We start from the raw sequence: 22056 nt of genomic DNA, 5'->3' as shown, positions 1-22056 counted from the left end.
CTATGTCAAGCTCTATATCAAATAATTTATCTGTAGCATCCAAGCAGTCTCTTAGAACAACATTTTTTTTTAAGCAACTTCCTGCTGAAATTGTTTATAAAGTGTGTGACGATCTTGATGATAAAACAGCACTTAATTTCCTGCAGACATACTTTAAAGTGCATCGCACTTTAAACCCCCGAGAGTGTGCGGAGAAAGACTCTTATTGGTTCGATCGGTTAAAAGAGCGTATTTCTCAACAGGTAACAAGCCCTTATCAAGCCTTGCGCTATCTAACCAATGACAACCCAAAAGAAAGGAGTGTTATATCAAACTTGCTTGAAGATTCATATGCTGAAAAAGGGAATTTTATAGAAAATGTCTTTGATGCATTTCAACAAGGAACGCTTCACCTTTCTTCTGTAAAAGAACTTTCTAAACTCGATTGCAAGATCATTGGGCTCCACTTATATCATAGCCAAGCAGAGAACTTACCTTTCATTAAGCATTTGATCGATGGAGGTGTAAATGTCAATAAAAAGTGTAGCAGCTTAAAACTAAGACCCCTCCACTGCTCTGCTATCCTATGTTCTGTTAAAACCACACAATTTCTTATTAATCATGGGGCTAAGATCAGAGTCGATGAGGACGAAATCTCTCCAATCCATTGCCAATGGATTGGAGAAGAAGTGGGACCAGAGCTTGACTTTGCTAAAAATATTGATTTATTAATAAAAAATGGGAGCGATATTGAGTCGACAGTACACCCTAAGGGTTATACCCCTCTCATGTGTGCAATAAAATACGATCATCTTGAGTCTATAAAGATACTTATTAAAAATGGAGCTAAAGTCAATCATCCCATTCCGATTAAAGGGGGAAACCTAACCGCTTTTCAATTTGCTTTAAAGTCTCGATTTATCGATTCGAAGATGACTTTAATTCTCCTTAAAGCAGGAGCAGAACTCACCTTCGACTCCTTCGAAATCATTTCACAAAACCACAAGCTATCTATCTGCGAAGTAGAAAAAGTTTTCTTTGAGCTTTTGCGTTGGTCTATCCAGTTTAATAAGGGAAAAAACAGTTCCAAAAGCTATCAGGAAATTAGAAAAACACTCACTAACCGCTCTGAACAATTAGCTAAATCAGAAAGCCTAACACAGCAACAAAAAGACCTTGCAAAGAGGGTTTATCAAAAGCTTTATAACGAAATAATAGCTTTTGAAAGCTCTTCATCTAGCTCAACCCAGTCAAGTAGCAGTTCAAAGAAACGAGGAAATAGCTATCTGACTCAAAACCAAAACTCTAAAAAACAAAAAAAACATGACTAGGTTCTGCTCTCGAAATTTAGGGCTAAGGGATTCAGAGGATGTTAAAAGTAGGAGTACTAGTCTTGTTTTTATCCATGGCTTTTTAGGAAACCCTAATGATTGGGATCCCATTACGAAAGAGCTTGAAGCTCCTTTTAAATGCTTAACGTTGCCGGGACACTGCGATGCCCCTCTAGATCTTGCAAGCTTTGAAAAAGAGATCCCTGAAGGAGCTATTTTGGTTGGCTACTCGATGGGAGGACGGCTTGCGATGCAGTTTGCCCACAAGTTTCCCGAAAAAGTGGGCGGATTGGTCATCCTTTCGGCAAATCCTGGCCTTGAAACGGGGGTTGAAGAGCGGCTGATCCAAGATGAAAAATGGGCAACCCTTTTGGAAAAGGACTTCGATGCTTTTTTAGAGGCGTGGTATGCGCAGCCGCTGTTTGGGTATAAGAGAAACCGAGAGGGGCATGACCCGAAACGGCTTGCAAAGGTCATGCGCGCACTGAGCCCTGCAAAGCTTCCCAATTTATGGCCTCACCTGAAAAATTTTCCCTGTCCGCTGGTGTTTTTATTTGGAGAAAATGATATAAAGTATCGCTCGATTGGAAACCGTTTAAGAAAGCATTTTGAGGTGGTTTTTGTTCCCGATGCAAGGCATGCAATCCACCTTGAACAACCGGAGATTATTTTAAATGAGCTTAGCTGTCGAACTCGAATGGAAGACTTTTGGGGAGTACACTGATATCCTCTACCACAAGAGGGGAGGGATTGCGAAAATTACCATGAACCGCCCTCGCATCCACAATGCATTCCGTCCTCTGACGGTGCAGGAGATGATGCACGCCCTTGAAAATGCCCGCAACGACTCGGAGATCGGGGTGATCATCTTAACAGGGGCAGGAGAAAAAGCGTTTTGCTCGGGAGGCGATCAGTCGATCCGGGGCGAAGCGGGCTACTCCGATGACGAAGGAACCCACCGCCTCAATGTTCTCGATTTTCAGCGGCAGATCCGCACCTGCCCCAAGCCAGTTGTGGCGATGGTGGCGGGCTACGCCATTGGCGGAGGACATGTCCTCCACGTGGTGTGTGATTTAACCATTGCAGCAGATAATGCGATCTTTGGACAGACGGGTCCTAAAGTGGGCTCTTTTGATGGAGGGCTTGGCTCGAGCTATTTGGCCCGGATCGTCGGTCAAAAAAAGGCGCGGGAAATCTGGTACCTCTGCCGCCAATATAACGCTCAGGAAGCGCTTGAGATGGGGCTGGTCAATCATGTGGTCCCTTACGAAGAGCTCGAAAAAACAACGATCGAGTGGTGTGAAAAAATGCTCGAACACTCGCCGCTTGCTTTACGCTGTTTAAAGGCGGGACTCAACGCTGACTGCGATGGGGAGATCGGCTTGCAAGAACTTGCAGGGAATGCGACCCTCCTCTACTACATGTCGGAAGAGGCGCAAGAGGGACACCACGCCTTCTTAGAAAAGCGGAAGCCCAACTTTAAACAGTTCCCCAAGCGCCCATGAATATCTGGATTGAAGGAACCCGTCCTAAAACGCTCATCGCCTCCCTCTCCCCTGTCTTGATTGGGAGTGTGATCGCCTGGGAAACGGCCTTTAGCTTTGCGATTTTTTTCGCTTGCGTTGCCTTTGCCCTTTTGGTTCAAGTCGGAACCAACTTTGCGAACGACTACATCGACTTTCTGAAAGGAGCTGATACCAAAGAGCGGAAAGGACCCCGCCGCCTCGTTCAGTCGGGGCTTGTCTCGGCTGAAAAAATGCGCCGCGTCACCTTTGCGATTTTTGGATGTGCAGCGCTCATTGGCCTCTACTTGATGCTAATTGGCGGGTGGCAGATCGGCGTTTTGGCCCTTTTGGCGATTTTATTTGGCTACCTCTATACGGGAGGGCCCTATCCCTTGGGCTATTTGGGGCTCGGCGACCTCTTTGTCTTGGTCTTTTTTGGACCGGTGGCGGTGGCTGGGGTGGTCTATTTGCAAACGGGAATGTTTTCTCCAGTCGCGGTTTTAGCCGGTTGTGCGCCGGGCCTTCTTTCGACAGCAATTCTAGTGATGAACAATTTGCGTGATGTGGAAGAGGACCACAAGGTGAAAAAGCAGACCCTTCCAGTCCGTTTTGGAACGGGGTTTGGCAAGTGGGAGTTTGCAGGGTCGATTATCCTGGCTCTTGTTACCCCTCTTGTTTTGTGGGTGGTCACAGGCAAACACCCCTTTTCGTTAGCAGCGGTAGGAACGGCGACGATGGGTCTTCCCCTCATCGGAACCGTTTTTAGAGCGAAGGAACCTCATGCCTTGGCCCCTCTTTTCCCTAAGGTGGGAAAGCTGCTGACACTGTATACCCTCCTTTTTTGTTTGGGGTGGCTCTTTTGAGACGGACCCTTTACCGGTATGCGCGACGGTTTCAGGGGGGAATGCGAGAGGGACTTCTTCTCCGGTTAGAAAAAGGGACGCGGGTAGGCTGGGGGGAGATCGCCCCCCTTCCCGGTTTTAGCAAAGAGACGCTTGGTGATGTGCTGCAAGGAAAACCATGTCCATCGGCTGAGTGGGGATGGGCCGCAGCAAAATTGGACCTGGCTGAACCACTTGATGTGGCGTCGATTCCTGTCCGGGTGTTGCACCAAGATAAGCTCAAAGTGGGACATCTCTCTTTGGACGCCGCAATCGACCTTGGGAAAAAAACTCCGTTTTGCACTGTGGATATGAACCAAAAGTGGCCCCTTGAAAAAGCGCTCGCCTTTGCAGAGGCGTTTCCCCATGTGGAGTGTTTTGAAGAGCCTTTAAAAGAGGAAGAAGATGCCACTGCTTTTCCTTACCCGGTTGCTCTGGATGAGTCGGTCAAACATCCCCCACCCTACCCTCATGTTATTGTAGACACCATCAAGCCCACTTTGCTGGGTTATCCCTTGCCAAAACCGAGAAAAGGGGTCGATTTTATTTTGAGCAGTAGCTATGAGAGTGAATTAGGGATCTATCAGATTGCAAAGCTCGCCTACCGGATGAAGATTCCCTTAAAACCGATGGGGCTTGGCACCTGCCACCTTTTTGAAGAGCCGCTCTTTGAAGAGGGGGTACATGTTAAAGAGGGAGTTCTCTATTTCCCTAAGAAGTGGAGGCTCAAGATAGATCAGGTTGAGGTGATCGTTGATGGAACAATTTGAGTGTCCTTTTTCTTTATATGGACGGAAAGCTCCTAACCGGGTGGCACTCACCTCAGCTGAAAAAAAGTGGACCTATCAAGAGTGTGAAAGGCTCATTGTAGGAACAGCCTCTTTGCTCAAAAAGCAAGGGGTGAAAAAGGGAGATCGGGTCGCCCTATTGCCAACGAAGGAGTTCCCCTCCCCGCTTATTTTCTTTGCCCTTTTTCGCCTAGGGGCGATCGCTTGCCCTTTAAATACCTATGATCCGTTGACTCTTCTCCCTGAAAAGCTTGACCGACTCGGCGCTCCTCTCCTCCTCTTTCCCGATGGAACCGCGCTCCCAAAAATGAAGCAGATCACCCTCCACTTTTCAAAGGTGATCCACAAGGGGAAACCGAGTGGACAAACCTTCCTAGAAAAAAAGGCTTTGGCCACCTATCTTTTTACCTCGGGAACCACGGGGAAGGCAAAGATCGCTTGCCACTCTCTTGGCAACCATTACTATAGCGCCCTGGGTTCGAATCGGTACCTTCCCATTGGCGCTGAAGACCGCTACCAACTCTCTTTACCCCTTTATCATATTGCTGGGATCGCCCTTCTCTTCCGCACCTTTCTAGCTGGGGGAGCTGTTGCTTTTTCTGAAGAGGGCATCACCCACCTTTCACTCGTTCCCACCCAACTGAAACGCCTTCTCGACAAGGAAACCCTCCCCAACTACAAACATATTTTGCTGGGAGGAGCGCCGATTTCTCCCACCCTTTATCAAGAGGCAAGGGGGCGGGGCCTTCCGATCCATCCCACCTATGGGATGACTGAGATGAGCTCTCAGATTACCTCCCTTTTTGACGAAAGTCCCCTTTCGATGGGACACCCCCTCCCCTACCGGGAGATAAAGATCGGAACGGGAGGTGAAATCTGGGTCCGCGGGAAAGCGTTGTTTCAAGGCTATCTCGACGAGGGACTTCCTCTCAATAGCGAGGGCTACTTTGAAACGGGAGATTTGGGAACCTATTGCCCTAAGCAGGGCTTGCAAATTTCAGGGAGAAAAGATCGTCTCTTCATCAGCGGCGGAGAAAATATCTATCCCGAAGAGATCGAAAGGCTCCTCCAGAGCATCGAAGGGATCACCTATGCCGAGGTGGTGCCGACTCCCGATGAGGAATTTGGGTTCCGCCCCACTGCTTATATTGAAAGTGATCAAGGATATGAAGAAGAGGCGCTAAAGAGCTATCTTGAGGACTTTTTGCCGCGGTTTAAGATCCCTATTGCGTTTCTTGCTTCTTCTGATGGTTTTGAAAAGCGCCGGTTAAGCCCAAAATGGTAAGAGCCATCGCCCCACTAGACATTCCCCACTTAAAGGTCTGTTTCCAAGGAAGTTTTTTGGTACGGCGGATCTGTGCAATAGATTTGGCCAAGATGATAGGGGCAATGATGAAGGTGATAAAATAGGTGGCATGAACCAGAGTTTTCCATTTAGGGTCTCTCTCTGCCTTGTCCCTCCACTCCCTTAGCTTTCTATTATCCCAAAGAAGGACGAGGCTAATGGCCTGAACCTGTCCAAAGATCAAGTGCCTTTTAGCTTCAATCTCTGGAAAGAAAAAACGAGCAATCACCGTTGTCATCCCAAAGGTGAGGCACGTTTGCACGAGGTCTTTGCCCACTTCAATAGGTTGATACCCGGCTACTGGTTTGGTCCAATCAATCATAATACCAACCATTATTCTTAAAGAAACAATTAAGCGCAAGTAAAAATTTTACTCAGCTCCAGAGGAATCGGAGTTGCCCGTTTTGTTTTGGGGCAGAGGACTGCGTGGATGATCGTAACGGTTCCCACCTTTTTGCCCCCTTTAAGGATATCAGAGGTGTGGGTAAAGGAGCGGTTGCCAATATGGGAAAAGGAAAGGGTCACCTCAAGCTGATCGCCTAAGTAGAGGGGGGCAGCAAAGTCAGCTTCGGCATGGACCACTGGTAAGAGAAATTTTTTCTTTTCAATCATTTCGTTTAAAGAAAACCCTTGAGAGGCAAGGAATTCCTCAAAAGCCTCCATTCCGATTTGGAGCTGGTTTGCAAAGTAAAGGACTCCAGTGGCATCGGTGTCCTGAACGCGGATGGTGCGATGATATGTAAACATGATTTAATTTTATATTAAGAATCGCTTTTTTTAAACCCCTTATCTTATTAAAATTAGAATGATCAAGGGGGAGATAAAACCTCTTTTTGAATGGGTCGCCCCATTGATTATAATCGATCCCTTTCCTATAATTGGCCTTTCATACATTGGCAAAATAGGTCCATATGAACCCATCTGTAAATTCTAATATCCTTTCTTTCCATGCTTTCTGCATCTTTTCAGAAGCTGATTTTTCGCCCTTGTCTTTTGGACAATGTGCTCAAATCAACTTCCAAAAATCTGCTAGAAATCAACTGAAAATCAAGAACATTACACTTTACGGATAGGTTCATGGCAAAGATACAAGAGCTGAGTTCTATCTCAAATTTCGAGCCTCCAAAGGAAGACTCCTCGCTTGGAACACCTGTGGAAGAGCTGAAAGGACGTGACTGTTCGGCTGTGAGCATGGCCCTTCTCCATAAAGGGGAATTCTCCCTTCTTCATGGTGATAAGGGAGGGCTCAAATATTTTGAAATGGCGGCCAAACTCGACCCTTCCAACAGCCACCTCTTCCTCCAACAGGGGCTCGCCCTTTTTGAGTATGGGAGCCAAGAGGGAAGAGAGGAGGGGCTCACCCTAGCCAGCAAACGATTCAAAATGGCGACCACCTTAGATCCCTCCTGTTTTCAGGCGTGGCACCTGTGGGGCAATACTCTTTACTTTTTGGGGAACCGGCAAAAAGAGCCGAGCTACTTTGCCCATGCCCTTAAAAAGTATGAAAAAGCGGTAACCCTTTCAGAGGGGCAACCTCCCGATGTCCTTGCCGACCTTTACTGGGATCTCGGTGACCTCTGGGAAAAACTTGCTACCCTTTCGGGCGAGGCGACCGACTACTATTATGCGATTCAGGCCTATGAAAAGGGCTCTAGCTATCAAGATGATCTTCCTCCCGAGTTTTGGATGAACTTTGGAAAGGTCTACGCCCTCATGGGAGAGAAGACCAATGATGTCCGCCTCTTTATCAAGGCGATCAACTGCTACAAAAATGCGATTTCGATCACCCTCTCCAATAGAGACGCTTGGATCCTTCTCGGGAAAACCCTTCAAACCCTTTACGGTTTTTCCCATGATGAGGACCATTTTTCTCAAGCCAATGAGTGCTTTAAAACAGCGGCGCAGCTCTCTAGTAAAGAGAGTCAGATCTGGCTCGATTGGGCTCATCTTCTCCTCGAGTCTGGCAAGGTTTTCCGCGACGAGAAAAAACTCCTCGCTAGCATCGACAAGTGCTACAAAGCTCACCGGTATGACCGGAAAAACCCTCATGTGATTGCCACATGGACCCACGCTTTAGCCGAGCTCGGGATAACGACTGGAAAACTGAAGCCGATTCATGAGGCCTTTAATAAGATCGAGCCTCTTGTCGAAAAGTTTGAAGATCCTGAGATCTATTACGCCTATGGGATGGCTTTTTATGCTCAAGGACACTACTACAAAGACATCGATGCCTACTACCAAGCGATCGAACTTTTCCAAGAGGGACTAAGTATGGACCGGACCCATACGCCTCTTTGGGAAGCGATCGGAGATGCCAGCTTTGCTGCCGCCCAAATGGACATGGATGAACGAAGTTTTGACCGTACCTGCCATTTCTTTGAGCGGGCCCTTAACCTTCGGAAGCAGAGCACCACTCATAGTCGCTATGGGATGACCCTTCTCAAGTATGGGGAGCTTAAAAATGACCAGAAGACCTTTGAGCTTGCCGCCTACCACTTTGAGATGGCGATCAACATGCAGAAAAACGCCGCCTACCTCCACCCCGACTGGATGTTTGCCTATGCAGTAGCGCTCGACCATATCGCCGAATTTCTCGATAGTGATACTCACTACATCAAAGCGCTCGACATCCTCAGCCACATCCTCATGCTCAAGCCCGACTATCCCAGCATTCACCACCAGCTAGCTCTGACCTGCGGCCACTATGGTGAGCTGATCCACGAGCCCGACACCTTTGCCCGCGCGATCCACCACTACCGGATCGCCCACCAGCAAGATAAAGAAAACGATCAGGTGATTCTCGACTGGGCCCTGACCCTCACGGCCCTTGGCGATCTTCTAGAAAACGATGTCGAGTCTGACCAATACCTACGCGAAGCAGAGTATAAGATGATCCAAGCTGCAAAGCTTGGAAACATCCATGCCTATTACTCCCTTTCTTGTCTCTATTCCGTGATTGGGGATCTCAATAATTCCCTCCGGTTTTTAGAGAAAGCCAAAGCCTTCGGTGCCCTTCCCCCCCTCGAGGTCCTCATCGAGGACGACTGGTTAGACAACCTTCGTGAAACCGAAGGCTTTAGCCAATTCCAAGCTGAGCTTGAGTCGCTCCCTGAGCAGTAATTCCTTTTAATTTTTATCCCCTTGTGGTACAGTGGGGCTCTTATCTTAAATAAAAGGTTAACCTCCACTATGAACAAGCGCTTTGTAATTTTTGTCCTCTCAATGACGGTCGTCCTCTTCTTCGTCAATCAATATTTTACCGATCAAAAGCAGAAGGAGTATGACGCGCAGCAGCAGCAAAAAGAGGAGCTCACCGAAGAACGCCTCCTTTCGAAAGAGGAAAACATTGCCGCACGGCGTGCACGTCCCCAAGACCTCCCCCTTGTTCAAGTCTATTCTGATGGAGAGGAGCGCCAACCTTTGACATGGGGAGCGGTTGCCGGCGAGAGAAGCTACTTTGTCACCTCCTGGGAAAAAAATTGGCCCCAATCGGTGATCATCGGGGGGCAAAGTGCCCGCCTGGTCGAGACCGATGACCATTTTGCCCTCTATACCACGAGCCACCAGCCAGAGATTGACTCGGTCTACCTTCCCGAGCTGGGGACCCACGATGTGCAGGTGGTCACCTTTAGTGAAGAAGGGCCCCTGGTCACTCTTGGAGAATATGATGATGGACAGCTCTTTTTCCCCAGTGTCATCCCTCAAAAAAATGGAATCGTCCTCTACAGGGTCGATGGACAATACCTCCCTGTTGGGATCTGGAGTGGCACCTTTATTCCCCTAATAAAACTCACCAACTTCACCCCTCTCGTCCATTACCGCGTTGAGCAAGCCCCCCTGCAAAAGATGACCGACCAAGACTTCTTTGTCCTCGAAAATGAGACGATGCAGGTGGTCTTCTCCAACTTAGGAGGAGCGATTGCCGAAATCAACCTCCCTTTCCGCTCAGAGCACGATGAAGAGAGCGTTGTCCTCCCGATCAACTTTGACCGGATTATTAAGAAAAGATATACCGCTAATAGCCACTTCCCTAGCCGCATCTATGAAACGGTGGAACAAGGGCAGATGGTCACAAAGCAACCTGCAAAAGGAGGCTATTACCCCCTTTTAAGACGAGGGATTGAGCCAGGAAGTGGCGTTCCTCCTTACGAAGTCCCCCCCCGATTTTATGCCTTTAACACCCTCTCCGAAGACCCTGAAACGGCGCAAGCAATTTACAAAGTGGTCGACTTTAATGAGACAATGATCCGCTTTGAAGCGAGCTTCCCCAATAGACGGATCATCAAAACCTATAGCTTCCCAAAAGAGGGAAGCGCAAAGGCCCCTTACTGCCTCGATGTTTCGATCAAGGTGGATGGCGACACGCGCGGCCTCTGGGTTGGCTCGGGAGTACCTGAGGTGGAGCTCATCTCTGGAAACCCTGCCCCTACACTCAAGTTCAGTACCGTCCAAAATAGTAAGCGGGTCGTTGAAAAGCTCTCTCTCCCGAAACTCTCGACAACGATGAGCGCGATTCAGCCCGATTGGATCTCCAACTCTAATGGTTATTTTACCCTTATTATGGACCCTGTCACCCAAATTGGAACGGGGTTTCAAGCAAATAACATCCCTGGAAATCTCGATCCCACCCGGATCACGATGATCGACTCGCAGCATGATCTTTACCCAGCTAGTAAATATCCTGGCTATGAGATCCATATGCCGCTGCGGCGTACTTCTGAGCCGATGGAGTTCCGTTTTTATGCAGGTCCTACCGATAAAAATATTCTCACCCTTGTCAGCAATACCCTCACCAACCCCGTCACGGGATATAGCCCTAAATATACCGAAACGCAAAGCTTCCACGGCTGGTTCTCCTTTATCTCAGAACCCTTTGCTAAGTTTCTCTACTTTATCTTGGACTTCTTCCACATGATCACCGGCTCATGGGGCTTTTCAATCATCTTACTCACCGTCGTCCTCCGGATCATGATGTACCCCTTGAACGCCTGGTCGATCAAGTCAACGCTAAGGCTTCAGGAGATTAGCCCTCAGCTCCAGAAGTTGCAAGCCAAACATAAGAAAGAGGGGAAAAAAGATCCGAAGAAAGCGCAGATGGAGATGATGGCTTTCTACAAGGAAAATAAGATCAACCCTTTTGGTGGGTGTTTGCCCCTCATCATCCAGATGCCTTTCCTCTTTGGAATGTTTGACCTATTGAAGTCAACCTTCCCCCTAAGGGGAGCCAGCTTCATCCCCGGCTGGATCGATAATTTAACAGCCCCTGACGTGGTCTTCTCATGGAGCTACCCGATCCCCTTTATTGGAACCTCGTTCCACCTCCTTCCAGTTTTGCTCGGGGTGGTGATGTTCTTCCAACAAAAAATGGCCGCTGCACAGAATAAAAATAAGGGACCGTTGACCGAACAGCAACAGCAACAGCAAAAGATGGGACGGATCATGACGATCGTCTTCACCTTCCTCTTCTACAAATTCCCCTCGGGCCTTAACCTCTACTGGCTCTCTTCGATGAGCCTCCAAATCCTCCAGCAGTGGTACATGGCAAAAAGACAGGCCAAAGGAAAGAAAGGCTCCCGGGAAATTTTAGTAAAACCGAAGAAGAATCTACCCCGATAGTAAATTGGTTGAGGTTTTTATGGGTTTTCCTGCAGATTTTAAAACTTTATTTGAGGACATTGTCCAAGAGACAAGGCCGAAAAATAAAGCTCCAAAATATGATGAAAAGGCGAAAAAAATCATCAATTTATTGTCGGGGTAGGTTCGCATGAAACAGTGGAATGAGCTCCTAAGGCAGTTTGATCAAGAACTGGGGAAGGAGACGGTCACCAAATGGCTCCGCTCTTTAAAGGTGATCAAGTTTGATGCTGCCAACCTCTATCTCGATGCCACTGATACTTTTCAAATCAACTGGTTTAAGGAGTATGTCGCCCCCTTACTCCCCCACCGGTTTGTCACGGCGCGGGGAAAACCGATCAAGATTCATTTTTCGATTGGGGGAAACCCTTGCGATATCAAGAAAAAAAAGGAAGTGGTCGAAGCGCCTTCTCTCTTCCCCTCCGATCCCCTGCAGCCCCATGCTACGTTCGACGAGTTTGTTGTGGGCAAGAGTGAAAACCTCCCCTACAAAATCTTCAGCGAGCTTGTCGAAGGAAACCTTCCGCTTGGCGGTTATAACCCGATCTACATTTATGGCCCCAAAGGGTGTGGGAAGTCCCACCTTCTGATGGCGACGGGAGCTGCTCTTGAAGGTCAAGGGAAGCGGTGCTTCTATGTGCGTGCGGATACCTTTACCGAACATGTGATCCGCGCTTTTCGCTCGACGTCGCTCCAAGAGTTTCGCCACGCCTACCGCGACATCGAAGTCCTTCTGATCGATGATGTCGAACTTTTTTCCCGCAAAAGGGCGACCCAAGAAGAGCTTTTCCACACCTTTAACCGCCTCCATACCGCCGGCCTTCAGATCATTGTAAGTAGCGCTCTGGCTCCCCAAATGCTCGAAGAGATCGAAGAGCGTCTTGTCAGCCGCTTTGAGTGGGGGATCACCCTCTCCCTTACCCCTCCTAGCCTGGAAGAAAAGGAAATGATCCTTGAAAACCGGGCAGAGGCTTTAGCTCTTCCCCTTGATCCTCCCCTTAAATCCTATCTTTTGGACTCATTTAAAAACCTCCACTCCCTTATTCAAGCGCTCGAAGCGCTTGCCCTCCGCCTCCCCCATGTGAAGGGAGCGCCTGACCTAGAAATCGCTACCTTCCACCTCAAAGACCTTGCCGAAAAGGAAAAGGAAACTTTTCTCACCCCTGAAAAGGTTTTAAAAATCGTGGCCAATCAATTTGGGATTAAGACCGAGGATATTCTCGGCAAGGCGCAGAATAAAGAGTGTGCGCTTCCACGGCAGATTGCGATGTATCTGTGTCGAGAAAATCTCAAAATGCCCTTTTTAAAGATTGGGAGGATGTTTTCCCGTGACCATTCGACGGTGATGACAAGTGTCAAGAGGGTAAAGAAGGGAATCGAAAAAAAAGAGGAAGGATTTCTCCTTCCTCTCTCAGATATTCAACGTATATTGGTTTGATGTAACCATCAAAAAGGCGAAAAACGACCTTTGCTAATGAGCTCCCTAGGAATCCTCTTCCTTTAGAAAGAGGATGATATTAAAACAGGCTCCATAGAAAAGTGTTAATAAATAGCTTGATGAATATAATGGTGAGAGAACCGATACTAGAAAGTACTGCTACGGCAAAACACATTGCTCAGACAAACGATAGTCCCGTATCAAGAGTAAAATAAATAAGTCTTGCCTGAAACATATTAATACAGGAGCCAGTTATGTCTATAAACAGCCCACAGGAGCCTAGAAACTTTTGTCACTCTCTGTTATCATGTCTATGTCTGTTCTCAAGCCAAGAGACCCATGAAGAAAAAGTCCCCATCATCAATAATCAAAGAAGCCATACTAAAAGTTATGAAGTTGCAAAACATGTGATTAAAAATCAATCGATTAGCACTTCTTTCAAACAAAAAAATCACCTTCCCTTATCGCAGCAAATCAGGTCTAATACCGCTAAACAGTCTAAAAATATTCAATTAGCATCATCTTCGACAAAAAAAAGCTCCAGTGCGCCAGACACCGCTGGCATTCTCTATAAGTCCCTTGAAGAAGCCTTTGAGAAAAATAATCCTCAAGGTCAGATTGAATATCTTAACCATCTTGGCCGCCTTGCTCTTTCTAAAAAAAACCACCTAAGAGCTGCAAACCTTTTTAATGCAGCATTTTCTGTTGCAAAAAGGGACCTTAAACAGGACTGTTCCTATAAAACTTATTTAAAAAATCTTGAAGATGTCGAGCGGCACTTTTTAGAAAAGAATTATGGCATTGACCTTTGTCTTTATGACCAGCATGCAATTAGAAGTGCAAGGAAGAGCCTACAAAAAATTAGGGAGAAGGTTCGAGATACTGAAAATAAAAACTATATTAAAGTAATCCAGAAATATTTAACGGATGAGTATCAAAATATTCTACGTTCTTTTTTTGATGAAGCTTTTAAACTTTTTGGTCCTCCCCCAACTTCATTTTCGGTAATAGCGCTTGGATCGATGAGTCGAAAAGAAATGTGCCCTTACTCAGATGTAGAATTTGCTATTTTGACTCGAAAACAGACTCAAGAGACTAAAAATTATTTTCGGAAGGTCAGCCTGTTCTTAGAGCTTAGGTTTGTTAACCTTGGAGAGAGCAAATGGAATATTATTCGCCCTAAGAGACAACCTGATGGGAGTATGAGAGAACCCATTAGCTTAATCCCAGAGGGATTTAGCATGGATATTGGGGGGCTATCCCCTAATGGCAAGAAGGGTGTTTATGACTTGATTGGTAACACGAAAAGTCTTGCTCGATTTCAAAATCCTAAATGGCTACAGGTTAACAAAGCAGAAATCATCCTTGCAAATGCAATGGCAACAACCTCCCATATAATGGGAGATATAGATTTAACAAAGGAGTATCAAAACCATGTTAAAAGGTGGCTAGATCAGTCAATCCATGAAAAAAAAATTGCTAGCTCTTCTAAAAACAAGGGTAAAACAACCTCAACCGGAAAAAAAGCACTAGTCAGAAAGAGAAGAGCCATAGATCTGTTAAAAGGCCATGTGGAAGAGTTTAGGCCCTACTTAGACGATAGTAGAGTTGAGGAAAGGGCATTCAATGTTAAAAAGGATCTGTATCGTCCCATCCAAATGGCTCTGGGAAGTCTATATCTTTATTACGACCTTAAGTCGACGAATAGCTTTGATCGATTGAAAGAGCTTGAACAAAGAGGTATCTTTTCAAAAGAAGGGGCCAAAAATCTTCTCAAAGCTTTAGAGATGATCCTTAAACTAAGGATGCAATGCCATCTTTTCTACAAGCAAGAAAAAGAATTTCTTTACCGCTCTCGGGGAGAAAAAGATGATTTAGCAAAAGGACTCCTCCTTATTGGAAAAAAAGAAAGCAATGTGATTCTTGAAATTTATAAGATATTGATTCCTTTGCACTTGAAGATGAAGGCTTTTGTGGAAAACCCGATAGTTTCTTTAGCAGATGTCTCTTTTTACGATGAGAAGGTAGGAAAAATAACACCTAATGCTGAAAATACACTTGACCTCGAAATAGCTGAGACATCTTATATGCAAGTAGCAGCTTTTAGGCCCGATGATCCTGAGGCTCTTGATAACCTTCAAAGAGTTAAGCTAACGGTTGGAGAAGCCTTAAAAGCTGTTAATTACAACAAAGAGAGATTAAGGGTTTTAAAAAAATCCCATAACAACCAGCCTCATCCTAGTATTGCAGCGTGCTTGACAAGTTTGGGAGGAGCTTACCACCGCTCGGGTCAGCTTGAACTAGCCCTTTCGTCCCATAAAAAAAGTCTATCGATGTGTGAAAAAATCTTTGGTGATACTCCAGACAGCCTTACAATAGGGATTTTACAGAACCTAGGATATGTATTAAAAGATTTAGGAAATCCTAAAGAGGGGCTTGTTTATTATACTAAAGCGCTAAAAATGGCAAAGCAGCTTCATTTAAAGGATAGTCTTATAGTAACTATTTTGCAAAACATGGGGGCGGCTCATAGAGCACTTGGCGAGCCTCAAAAAGCCTTAGACTTATATAGTCAGACCCTTGATAAGTTTCAAAAGCTAACGGATAAAAATTATGATATAGAAATATCCCACTGTCTGAATAATATGGGAACAGCTTCATATGATTTAAAAAACTATAAAAAAGCACTTGACTTTCATAAAGAAAGCCTTTCTATTTTAAAAAAGATTTTTAAGGATAGGGACCACCCGATGATAGCTGGAAGCCTAAAAGAGATAGGGATAGTATATCTTGCTCTAGAAGAACCTCAAAAAGCGGAGGATTATCTTAAAAATGGACTCATAATATTGAAAAGAGTATTTCAGGATAAACCTCACCCTTCTTTAGCTTACACACTCAATAATCTATCCTATGTTCAAAGTCATTTAGGCAATAAAATAGAAGCTGCTAAATATGGAAGACAAGCCTATAAGATAGCGACAGTAGTTTTTGGAGACAGTCATCCAGCTACACAGCAAATAAAAAAAAATTTTGAGCTTTCCGAAAAAGAGGCCCTAGAAGAAGAAATAAAGAGGGCTTCGAATTCACATGGACAATCGTCATCTTCTCATCAAAAACAAACAGTAGAAATGGTTCTACTTACTCACCTTAAAGAGCTGATAAGTAAGTACGGTGATGTGCCAGACCCAAACACTGCTGAGATTCTTAGAGAACTAGGAACCATGGAAAAAAATACAGGAACCCCCCAAAAGGCCCTTTTTTATTACGAGAAATCTCTTGACATGCTAAAAAAACTTCATGGAAACTCTGACCATATTGAAGTTGCTAAAACTCTGAATCAAATAGGCCTTGCACATGCAAGCTTAGGAGATCAAAAAAGCGCTATAACTTTTTTAAAAGAAGCGGTTAAGATGAAGCAAGTGGCTTACAGACACCTGCCCCACATCGATACAGCGAATTCTCTGAATAATTTAGGAGGACTTCTTTTAGTGGAAACAAAACCTAAAGAAGCTCTAAATTACCTTAGTAAAGCATTAAAAATGCTTCAAGCTATCTATCAAGGTAAAGCGAATCATGAAGAGTTTGGCTGCTTAAAAAATATGGGTGAAGCTTATAAAAGTATGAAAGATTACATAAAAGCCCGTAATTATTTTGAAAAGGCTGTAAGAATGCATAAAGCTTGCTTTGGTAACAAGCCTACCCCCCATATAGTCCAAGCCTTACTCAGTATAGGAATGTTTTCTGAAATGATTAAAGATCCTGAAAAAGCATTTGAAGCATATAGGCAAGGCCTTATTACTTATACAACACTCTATGGTGAGCAGCCTCAACATAATTTATTTATGCTTTTGAATGGTATTGGTTCTGCTGCAGAGGACTTAGGGAAAAAGAAAATGGCTGCTGAATATTCAATAAAAGCCCATGATACAGCAAAAAAAGTCTTTGGGCCCAACCATCCTATAACAGAGCTGGCCAGGAAGAGGTTTTTTTCTTTAAATGGTATTATAGATCTTGGGAATGGCAAGATAGCAATTAATTTCGATAGCTTATTCAAGTAGTCAAACAGAGGTAAACTGTTTAAAATAGTCGACTCTGAAGAACTAAGGATTTTATTTATTATGAAAGACTTAAAACGAAAAACTCCCTTTATAAATTGCAAGAAAAGTGGCCTAAAAAACCTATTTCCTTGCAAATTCGAAAAGTAAAATCCGCACTTGCAAAAGAAAAACCGAAGATTTTTCCCCAGGGTGCAGATTTTTGACGCATCGTGAGCCCCGCAGTGGGTTGAGTAAGGAAAAAAGATATGCTCATGGGGAAAAAGCGCGGTTTTGCTTTTGCAAGGAGTGTTTCAGTGTCGACTATATTATAGTGCTTTGGAGTTTTCTATTTGTTTTATAGAAGAATGTTTAGGTAAAACAAACCGCCAAAGCACTAAAAGTATAAAGAATTAGATTTTGATGAAGCGATCGCCAGGTTTTGGCTGATCATCATCTTTGCCGCCAGGAGCTCCTCCTGGTCCAGGCTGTCCACCCATTGGGTGCTTGCTCGGATCGATGCCACCAGGGAAGCCGGTCGCTCCTGGGTCACGTCCTTCGATGATGTTTTTCGCGCGCTCACGCCACTTTTCAACCGCTTCGACAAAAAGAGGGGCAAAACGTCTAAGTGATGAGGCATCCGCGCCCGATCCCATTTCAACAACGCAGTGCATAAGGATCAGCTCTTCTTTAAAAGCAACCCCAATGCCTCCTCCAGCCATCTGGCCACCAAGCATCGATCCTTCAAGAAGTGCTTCCCAAAGTTTTACTCGGGTTGCATCATCTTTTGGAAGTCCATCTAGGATGGGAGAATAAAGATAGAGACGATCAGAATTCGGCTCATAGGTTAGGTGAAGGGAAAAGGTATTATCAATCCCTAAAATACAGGTGTGGTTTTCATCAAAAGCCAGTCCCTCTAAATTCAGTTCCTTTCCAAACTCTCTTAGGTTTGCTTCAGCATTTTGCAGTGACATCTACGTCTCCTCCGTAATAGTTTCATAACATATTCTTTAAATGATTTTCACAGGGTTGGGTAAAAAGCGCAACCAAAAAATTCATCCAGAAACCAAATTATAGCTTACCCGCCTATACGATTCAACACATCTTTAATTTTAATCGTGTTCAAAATATAAGGGGAAACATGGTCCTAGGCGTTACACAGGTGGGCAACAAGACAACATTTGCCCTTTATTCGAGCCATATTACCGCGCTCACCCTCTGCTTATTTAAGGAAGGGGCTCTCTTCCTTGAAACTCCCCTGGAAAAACAAGGGAATATTTGGAGTATCACCTTAGAAGATCTTCCCGAAACCTATGAGTATACCTACCGGATTGGAAATGTCGAGGTGATCGACCCCTATGCAAAACGGCTCACCACACGAGGGGTGGTCACCCCACCCCTTCCTTTCGATTGGGAAAACGATGCGCGCCCCCTGATTCCCGATGAAGAGCTGGTGGTCTATGAGATGCACGTCGGAGGACTCACGAAAGACCCTTCGTCAAGGGTCGAGAAACCGGGAACTTTCCTCGGGATGATCGAAAAAATCCCCCACCTCAAAGAGCTTGGAATCAATGGGGTTGAACTCCTTCCCATTCACACCTTTGACCCCCAAAAAAACTACTGGGGATATGCAACAGAAAACTTCTTTACCCCTCTTTCTCAGTATGGAACTCCTGAGGATTTTAAGGCTCTAGTCAAAACGCTCCATGCCGCGGGAATCGAAGTGATTTTGGATGTAGTTTATAACCATACCGGCACGGGGGCTCCTTTCGAGGAGATCGATCCCGCAACCTATTATCTAATGCGTGATGGGGAGCATCTGAACTACTCGGGATGTGGCAATACCTTAAATTGTAATCACCCCGTTGTTCAAGACCTCATCGTCGATTCTCTCCGCCACTTTGTCACCGAGTACCATGTCGATGGGTTCCGCTTTGACCTTGCCCCGATCCTCACACGAGGCAACGATGGCGAACCACTTGAAAACCCTCCCCTCCTTAAAAGATTGGAGCGTGATCCTATCCTCGGGCCCACCCGTCTCATTGCTGAGACGTGGGACGCCGCGGGCCTTTACCAAGTGGGTTGTTTCCCCTCTTACCACTTTGGAGAGTGGAACGATCAGTTTAGGAACACCCTCCGCCACTTCATCCGGGGCGATGGAGACTACGAGGCGGTGAAAAAGCGGCTGGAAGGGTCGCCCGATTTTTATGACAACCCGGACAAAAGCTATAACTTTATCACCATTCACGATGGCTTTACCCTCCGCGATCTTGTCTCCTATGACCACAAGCACAATGAAGCAAACGGTGAGGACAACCGTGACGGGATCGATGACAATATCTCCTGGAGTTGCGGCGCTGAAGGACCCACCGACGACTCTCAAATCCTTGCCTTAAGAGAGAAGCAGATGCGCAATTTTTTCCTCGCCCTCCTCATTGCCAAGGGAGTCCCCATACTTCTCATGGGAGATGAGTATGGCCATACTAAGGAGGGAAACAACAATACCTGGGCCCAAGATAGTCAGCTCAACTACTTTCTCTGGGACGCCCTAGAAAAAAACCGCCCTCTCTTTCAGTTTGCTTCTAAACTCATCGCTCTTAGGAAAAAGTTTCTCCCCCTCAAAGACTGGATCTGGCTCGGTGATACTCCACTTGCAGCCCTGATCGACAACAAAGTGATCGTTGCCTTTAACCCTCTTCCCAGCGATGCGACTCTCCCCCTTCCTGAAGGAAGCTGGACCCGCCTGATCGACACCCACCTCCCTCATGAAAAAGAGGAGGAAGCAATCGGCTCTTACGCACTCCATCCCTTTAGCGCTATTCTCCTTGTTGCCACTTAAGCGTGTAGTCTCATTGGCTGCACATTTATTTCAAGTCCATAAACATCTAGCGCATCCACTAAGGTATTGATCCCAGGGTTACCATTGACTGAAAAAGATCTGTATAAACTCTCTCTATTACGCTCAATTTCTTCTGCAAGCTTTGACATTCCCCCATTAGCTTTAATAACATCACGCAAAGCAATAAGAAAAACGGCAGGATCTTCATCTTTTAAGCATTCATTGAGATAGGCTGCAGCTTTTTTAGGATCCTGAAGCTCCTTATATAAATAGTCTTCTTTGTATCTTCTAGAACGTTTACCCATATTACCCTCTGTTGTTCTCCAAGTAATCCTGCCAATATTCTCCTGCTTTTAAAATATCTTGGCGTTGAGTCCCTTTTTTCCCACCGGATAACAAAATCACCATAATATTCCCCTGCCTTCCAAAGTAAATCCTATATCCTGGCCCTATATGGATCCGAAGCTCATAAAGCCCACGACATCCTTTTATTGCTTTAGCATCTCCAAAGTTCCCTACTTCTAAGCGTGCAATTCGCTTATAATCGCTTGAGTTGCTAAACCTAAAGACTGTACCCATTTCACAAATGGGGACTTACCTTTAGCATTGGTATAAATCTCAACGTCAATTTTTTCCATCTAAATAAAATGTAGCATAAAAGCTACATTTCCCGCAAGCTCTAAATTTTAACGTTACTAGATTTTTTAGGCATAGGTAGTATTGCCACATAAAGGGAATTCGGGTATCCTTAACTTTTTAATCAAAGAAGGTCTCTTATGTTAAAACGATTTGGTCTTATCTTCACCTTGTGCGCCCTTCTTTTTGGCTGCGCATCGAAAGGGAACTACGAAACCACCACCCGCTTCCACGACGATGGACGGGCAAAACCTTCAGTCGCCTTCACTCCTGTTTTTGATCGCTCAGAGGCCAATGTTGGCTGGAGTCTTTCCGAGGAGTTTACCGACCAGCTTCGGAGTCGTTTGGTCAAGCGGAAAAACTTTTACCTCACCTCTCCCTTTGAAATAAGTGAGATCGTCTCGGGACTGAATCGTGAAAATAACCCGTTTGGAAAAGAGATCAACTGGATCAAGGAGACCTTTAAAGGGCAAGAGTTTGTTGTCTTCACCGAGCTTGTTGAACATGATATCCATGGGAAAACCCCAAAAGGTAACTTCATCGACAAGATTACCCCCTCTTCGGAACTGACGTTAACAATGCGGATCCGGGTTTTCGACCTAAGAGGGACAAAACCTGTGGTCATCCTCCAGGAGTTTGTCCATCAGGATCACTTGATCCCCCGCCCCTTAAATATTAGCGACCCCAACCCTGAAAAATGGAAGCGGGTCACGTTTACCGTCTCCCCTTTAGGAATCGCTCACTCTCAGTTTGCTAAAGAGGTGGCCAAACGGATCGAGGATTATATTCTTCTCTCCAAGACCCAGTGATGGTCACATATTCTTCCTTGTTGTTATAGGAGTGGCCGTTTTATGGTTGGCAGAGCGCCTCCACTTTTTTCGACTCAAAGCGCTCCCTCCAGCAGGTGGAAAACCCCGCTACCCCATCTTAGGTTTGATCGGCTATCTCCTGATCTTTTTTTTGGGAGCTCCTTTGATCCTCCGCCTCTTAAGGGACTGCCTCCCTATCGACTCCCCCGCAGTGATGATGACCACTTTGCAAATAGTCTCCCTAGGCCTTGCCCTTCTTTATCTTTTCTTCTTTTCTTTTATGCAAGAGCGGGAAACGGTAAAGGCCCTTTGGATCCATCCTGCGAGGGCCCGCTTCTCTTGCCTGATTGAAGACTTTGGGCTAGGGATCGTCGCGTGGCTTGTTGCTTTCCCGATGACCCTTGCAGTGGGAGGACTGGCCAAGCTTATCACCTACATCATCACAGGAAAAGAGGGGGCGGATCAACTTGCGGTCCTCTTCTTAAAATTGGTCAAGGACTCCCCTTCTCTTTTAGTCATCGCCCTTGTTGCCATGGTGGTGCTTGCCCCAGTCATTGAAGAGCTCGTCTTCCGCGGCTTTCTCTATACTTACCTCCGGCAAAAAATGGGTAAAGTGGGGGCGCTCATCCTCTCCTCCGCCATCTTTGCAATTTTCCACTTTGCGCCGCAGCAAGGGGTGAGCAACGTCCCCCTCCTTTTCTCTTTATTTACATTTTCTTTTTTCCTCGCCTTCCTCTATGAAAGGCAGCGCTCTTTACTCGCTCCGATCGCTTTACACATGACATTCAATTCAATAAGTGTTATGCGTATATTTTTAACTTGAATTTGATTGAGGAT

18 protein-coding genes are annotated in these 22056 nt (G+C 45.7%); 13 read left to right on the top strand and 5 right to left on the bottom strand.

The genetic code is table 11. From position 1 onward, the window contains the following. Positions 1-2: 2 nt before the first annotated feature. From NEPTK9_RS00790 to menE, 6 genes are read left to right on the top strand one after another with little or no spacing between them, the layout of a single operon-like run. Positions 3-1310, top strand: a complete 1308-nt coding sequence (locus NEPTK9_RS00790; protein WP_194846926.1) for an ankyrin repeat domain-containing protein — start codon at positions 3-5, stop codon at positions 1308-1310. Next, positions 1303-2034 (top strand): alpha/beta fold hydrolase, encoded by a 732-nt coding sequence (locus NEPTK9_RS00785; protein WP_194846925.1) that lies wholly within the window; start codon positions 1303-1305, stop codon positions 2032-2034. The genes NEPTK9_RS00790 and NEPTK9_RS00785 overlap by 8 nt, the downstream gene beginning before the upstream one ends. Beyond that, complete coding sequence (gene menB, locus NEPTK9_RS00780; protein WP_194846924.1) at positions 1985-2815, top strand: 1,4-dihydroxy-2-naphthoyl-CoA synthase; 831 nt, start codon at positions 1985-1987, stop codon at positions 2813-2815. The genes NEPTK9_RS00785 and menB overlap by 50 nt, the downstream gene beginning before the upstream one ends. Beyond that, a complete protein-coding gene (locus NEPTK9_RS00775; protein WP_194846923.1) occupies positions 2812-3678 on the top strand; it encodes a 1,4-dihydroxy-2-naphthoate polyprenyltransferase in 867 nt (288 codons plus the stop codon). The genes menB and NEPTK9_RS00775 overlap by 4 nt, the downstream gene beginning before the upstream one ends. Further along, positions 3675-4466 carry a hypothetical protein gene (locus NEPTK9_RS00770; protein WP_194846922.1) on the top strand — a complete coding sequence of 264 codons (792 nt, stop codon included), beginning with the start codon at positions 3675-3677 and terminating at the stop codon, positions 4464-4466. The genes NEPTK9_RS00775 and NEPTK9_RS00770 overlap by 4 nt, the downstream gene beginning before the upstream one ends. Continuing rightward, entirely contained in the window at positions 4453-5769 is a 1317-nt protein-coding gene (gene menE, locus NEPTK9_RS00765) for an o-succinylbenzoate--CoA ligase (protein ID WP_194846921.1), read from the top strand. Before NEPTK9_RS00770 ends, menE begins: the two co-directional genes overlap by 14 nt. Here the strand turns inward: menE and NEPTK9_RS00760 are convergent. Together NEPTK9_RS00760 and NEPTK9_RS00755 are read right to left on the bottom strand one after the other, a co-directional pair. Continuing rightward, positions 5708-6151, bottom strand: coding sequence for a hypothetical protein (locus tag NEPTK9_RS00760; RefSeq protein ID WP_194846920.1), 444 nt, complete (start codon positions 6149-6151; stop codon positions 5708-5710). The genes menE and NEPTK9_RS00760 overlap by 62 nt on opposite strands. A 29-nt stretch (positions 6152-6180) precedes the next feature. Further along, a complete protein-coding gene (locus NEPTK9_RS00755; protein WP_194846919.1) occupies positions 6181-6576 on the bottom strand; it encodes an acyl-CoA thioesterase in 396 nt (131 codons plus the stop codon). Between the two features lie 330 nt (positions 6577-6906). Between NEPTK9_RS00755 and NEPTK9_RS00750 the strand changes: the two genes are divergently transcribed. From NEPTK9_RS00750 to NEPTK9_RS00735, 4 genes are all read left to right on the top strand, one after another. Then, entirely contained in the window at positions 6907-8949 is a 2043-nt protein-coding gene (locus NEPTK9_RS00750; RefSeq protein WP_194846918.1) for a tetratricopeptide repeat protein, read from the top strand. 69 nt (positions 8950-9018) lie between these two features. Next, the gene (yidC, locus tag NEPTK9_RS00745) at positions 9019-11445 is read left to right on the top strand and encodes a membrane protein insertase YidC (RefSeq protein WP_194846917.1); all 2427 of its coding nucleotides are present in this window, start codon (positions 9019-9021) and stop codon (positions 11443-11445) included. 148 nt (positions 11446-11593) lie between these two features. Beyond that, the gene (locus NEPTK9_RS00740) at positions 11594-12901 is read left to right on the top strand and encodes a DnaA ATPase domain-containing protein (RefSeq protein WP_194846916.1); all 1308 of its coding nucleotides are present in this window, start codon (positions 11594-11596) and stop codon (positions 12899-12901) included. A 254-nt stretch (positions 12902-13155) separates the two neighbouring features. Then, on the top strand, positions 13156-16959 hold the full coding sequence (locus tag NEPTK9_RS00735) for a tetratricopeptide repeat protein (protein WP_194846915.1): 3804 nt from the start codon (positions 13156-13158) through the stop codon (positions 16957-16959). Between the two features lie 389 nt (positions 16960-17348). Here NEPTK9_RS00735 and NEPTK9_RS00730 read toward each other — a convergent pair whose 3' ends face one another. Next, positions 17349-17909: a CesT family type III secretion system chaperone gene (locus NEPTK9_RS00730; RefSeq protein WP_194846914.1), complete on the bottom strand. Its 561-nt coding sequence runs from the start codon at positions 17907-17909 to the stop codon at positions 17349-17351. A gap of 167 nt (positions 17910-18076) precedes the next feature. Between NEPTK9_RS00730 and NEPTK9_RS00725 the strand changes: the two genes are divergently transcribed. Beyond that, positions 18077-19774 carry a glycogen debranching protein gene (locus NEPTK9_RS00725; protein ID WP_194846913.1) on the top strand — a complete coding sequence of 566 codons (1698 nt, stop codon included), beginning with the start codon at positions 18077-18079 and terminating at the stop codon, positions 19772-19774. On the opposite strand, the gene NEPTK9_RS00720 is transcribed toward NEPTK9_RS00725, so the two are convergent. Beyond that, entirely contained in the window at positions 19771-20079 is a 309-nt protein-coding gene (locus tag NEPTK9_RS00720; RefSeq protein ID WP_194846912.1) for an addiction module antidote protein, read from the bottom strand. The genes NEPTK9_RS00725 and NEPTK9_RS00720 overlap by 4 nt on opposite strands. A 1-nt stretch (position 20080) precedes the next feature. Further along, positions 20081-20353, bottom strand: coding sequence for a type II toxin-antitoxin system RelE/ParE family toxin (locus NEPTK9_RS00715; RefSeq protein ID WP_228546937.1), 273 nt, complete (start codon positions 20351-20353; stop codon positions 20081-20083). Positions 20354-20550: 197 nt separating this feature from the next. Here NEPTK9_RS00715 and NEPTK9_RS00710 point away from each other — a divergent pair, with 197 nt between their 5' ends. Continuing rightward, positions 20551-21219, top strand: coding sequence for a CT253 family lipoprotein (locus NEPTK9_RS00710; RefSeq protein WP_194846911.1), 669 nt, complete (start codon positions 20551-20553; stop codon positions 21217-21219). Between the two features lie 46 nt (positions 21220-21265). Continuing rightward, on the top strand, positions 21266-22042 hold the full coding sequence (locus NEPTK9_RS00705) for a CPBP family intramembrane glutamic endopeptidase (RefSeq protein WP_194846910.1): 777 nt from the start codon (positions 21266-21268) through the stop codon (positions 22040-22042). Positions 22043-22056 lie beyond the last annotated feature (14 nt).

It is taken from the genome of Candidatus Neptunochlamydia vexilliferae, from assembly GCF_015356785.1.
Classification (GTDB): Bacteria; Chlamydiota; Chlamydiia; order Chlamydiales; family Simkaniaceae; genus Neptunichlamydia; species Neptunichlamydia vexilliferae.
This window is presented reverse-complemented; position numbering and strand designations above follow the sequence as displayed.

Bases quoted from the DNA above. Each gene is read 5' to 3' on its own strand.
- NEPTK9_RS00790 (WP_194846926.1), top strand. From the start codon at position 3: ATGTCAAGCTCTATATCAAATAATTTATCTGTAGCATCCAAGCAGTCT.
- NEPTK9_RS00785 (WP_194846925.1), top strand. From the start codon at position 1,303: ATGACTAGGTTCTGCTCTCGAAATTTAGGGCTAAGGGATTCAGAGGAT.
- menB (WP_194846924.1), top strand. From the start codon at position 1,985: ATGAGCTTAGCTGTCGAACTCGAATGGAAGACTTTTGGGGAGTACACT.
- NEPTK9_RS00775 (WP_194846923.1), top strand. From the start codon at position 2,812: ATGAATATCTGGATTGAAGGAACCCGTCCTAAAACGCTCATCGCCTCC.
- menE (WP_194846921.1), top strand. From the start codon at position 4,453: ATGGAACAATTTGAGTGTCCTTTTTCTTTATATGGACGGAAAGCTCCT.
- NEPTK9_RS00760 (WP_194846920.1), bottom strand. From the start codon at position 6,151: ATGATTGATTGGACCAAACCAGTAGCCGGGTATCAACCTATTGAAGTG.
- NEPTK9_RS00755 (WP_194846919.1), bottom strand. From the start codon at position 6,576: ATGTTTACATATCATCGCACCATCCGCGTTCAGGACACCGATGCCACT.
- NEPTK9_RS00750 (WP_194846918.1), top strand. From the start codon at position 6,907: ATGGCAAAGATACAAGAGCTGAGTTCTATCTCAAATTTCGAGCCTCCA.
- yidC (WP_194846917.1), top strand. From the start codon at position 9,019: ATGAACAAGCGCTTTGTAATTTTTGTCCTCTCAATGACGGTCGTCCTC.
- NEPTK9_RS00740 (WP_194846916.1), top strand. From the start codon at position 11,594: ATGAAACAGTGGAATGAGCTCCTAAGGCAGTTTGATCAAGAACTGGGG.
- NEPTK9_RS00735 (WP_194846915.1), top strand. From the start codon at position 13,156: ATGTCTATAAACAGCCCACAGGAGCCTAGAAACTTTTGTCACTCTCTG.
- NEPTK9_RS00730 (WP_194846914.1), bottom strand. From the start codon at position 17,909: ATGTCACTGCAAAATGCTGAAGCAAACCTAAGAGAGTTTGGAAAGGAA.
- NEPTK9_RS00725 (WP_194846913.1), top strand. From the start codon at position 18,077: ATGGTCCTAGGCGTTACACAGGTGGGCAACAAGACAACATTTGCCCTT.
- NEPTK9_RS00720 (WP_194846912.1), bottom strand. From the start codon at position 20,079: ATGGGTAAACGTTCTAGAAGATACAAAGAAGACTATTTATATAAGGAG.
- NEPTK9_RS00715 (WP_228546937.1), bottom strand. From the start codon at position 20,353: ATGGGTACAGTCTTTAGGTTTAGCAACTCAAGCGATTATAAGCGAATT.
- NEPTK9_RS00710 (WP_194846911.1), top strand. From the start codon at position 20,551: ATGTTAAAACGATTTGGTCTTATCTTCACCTTGTGCGCCCTTCTTTTT.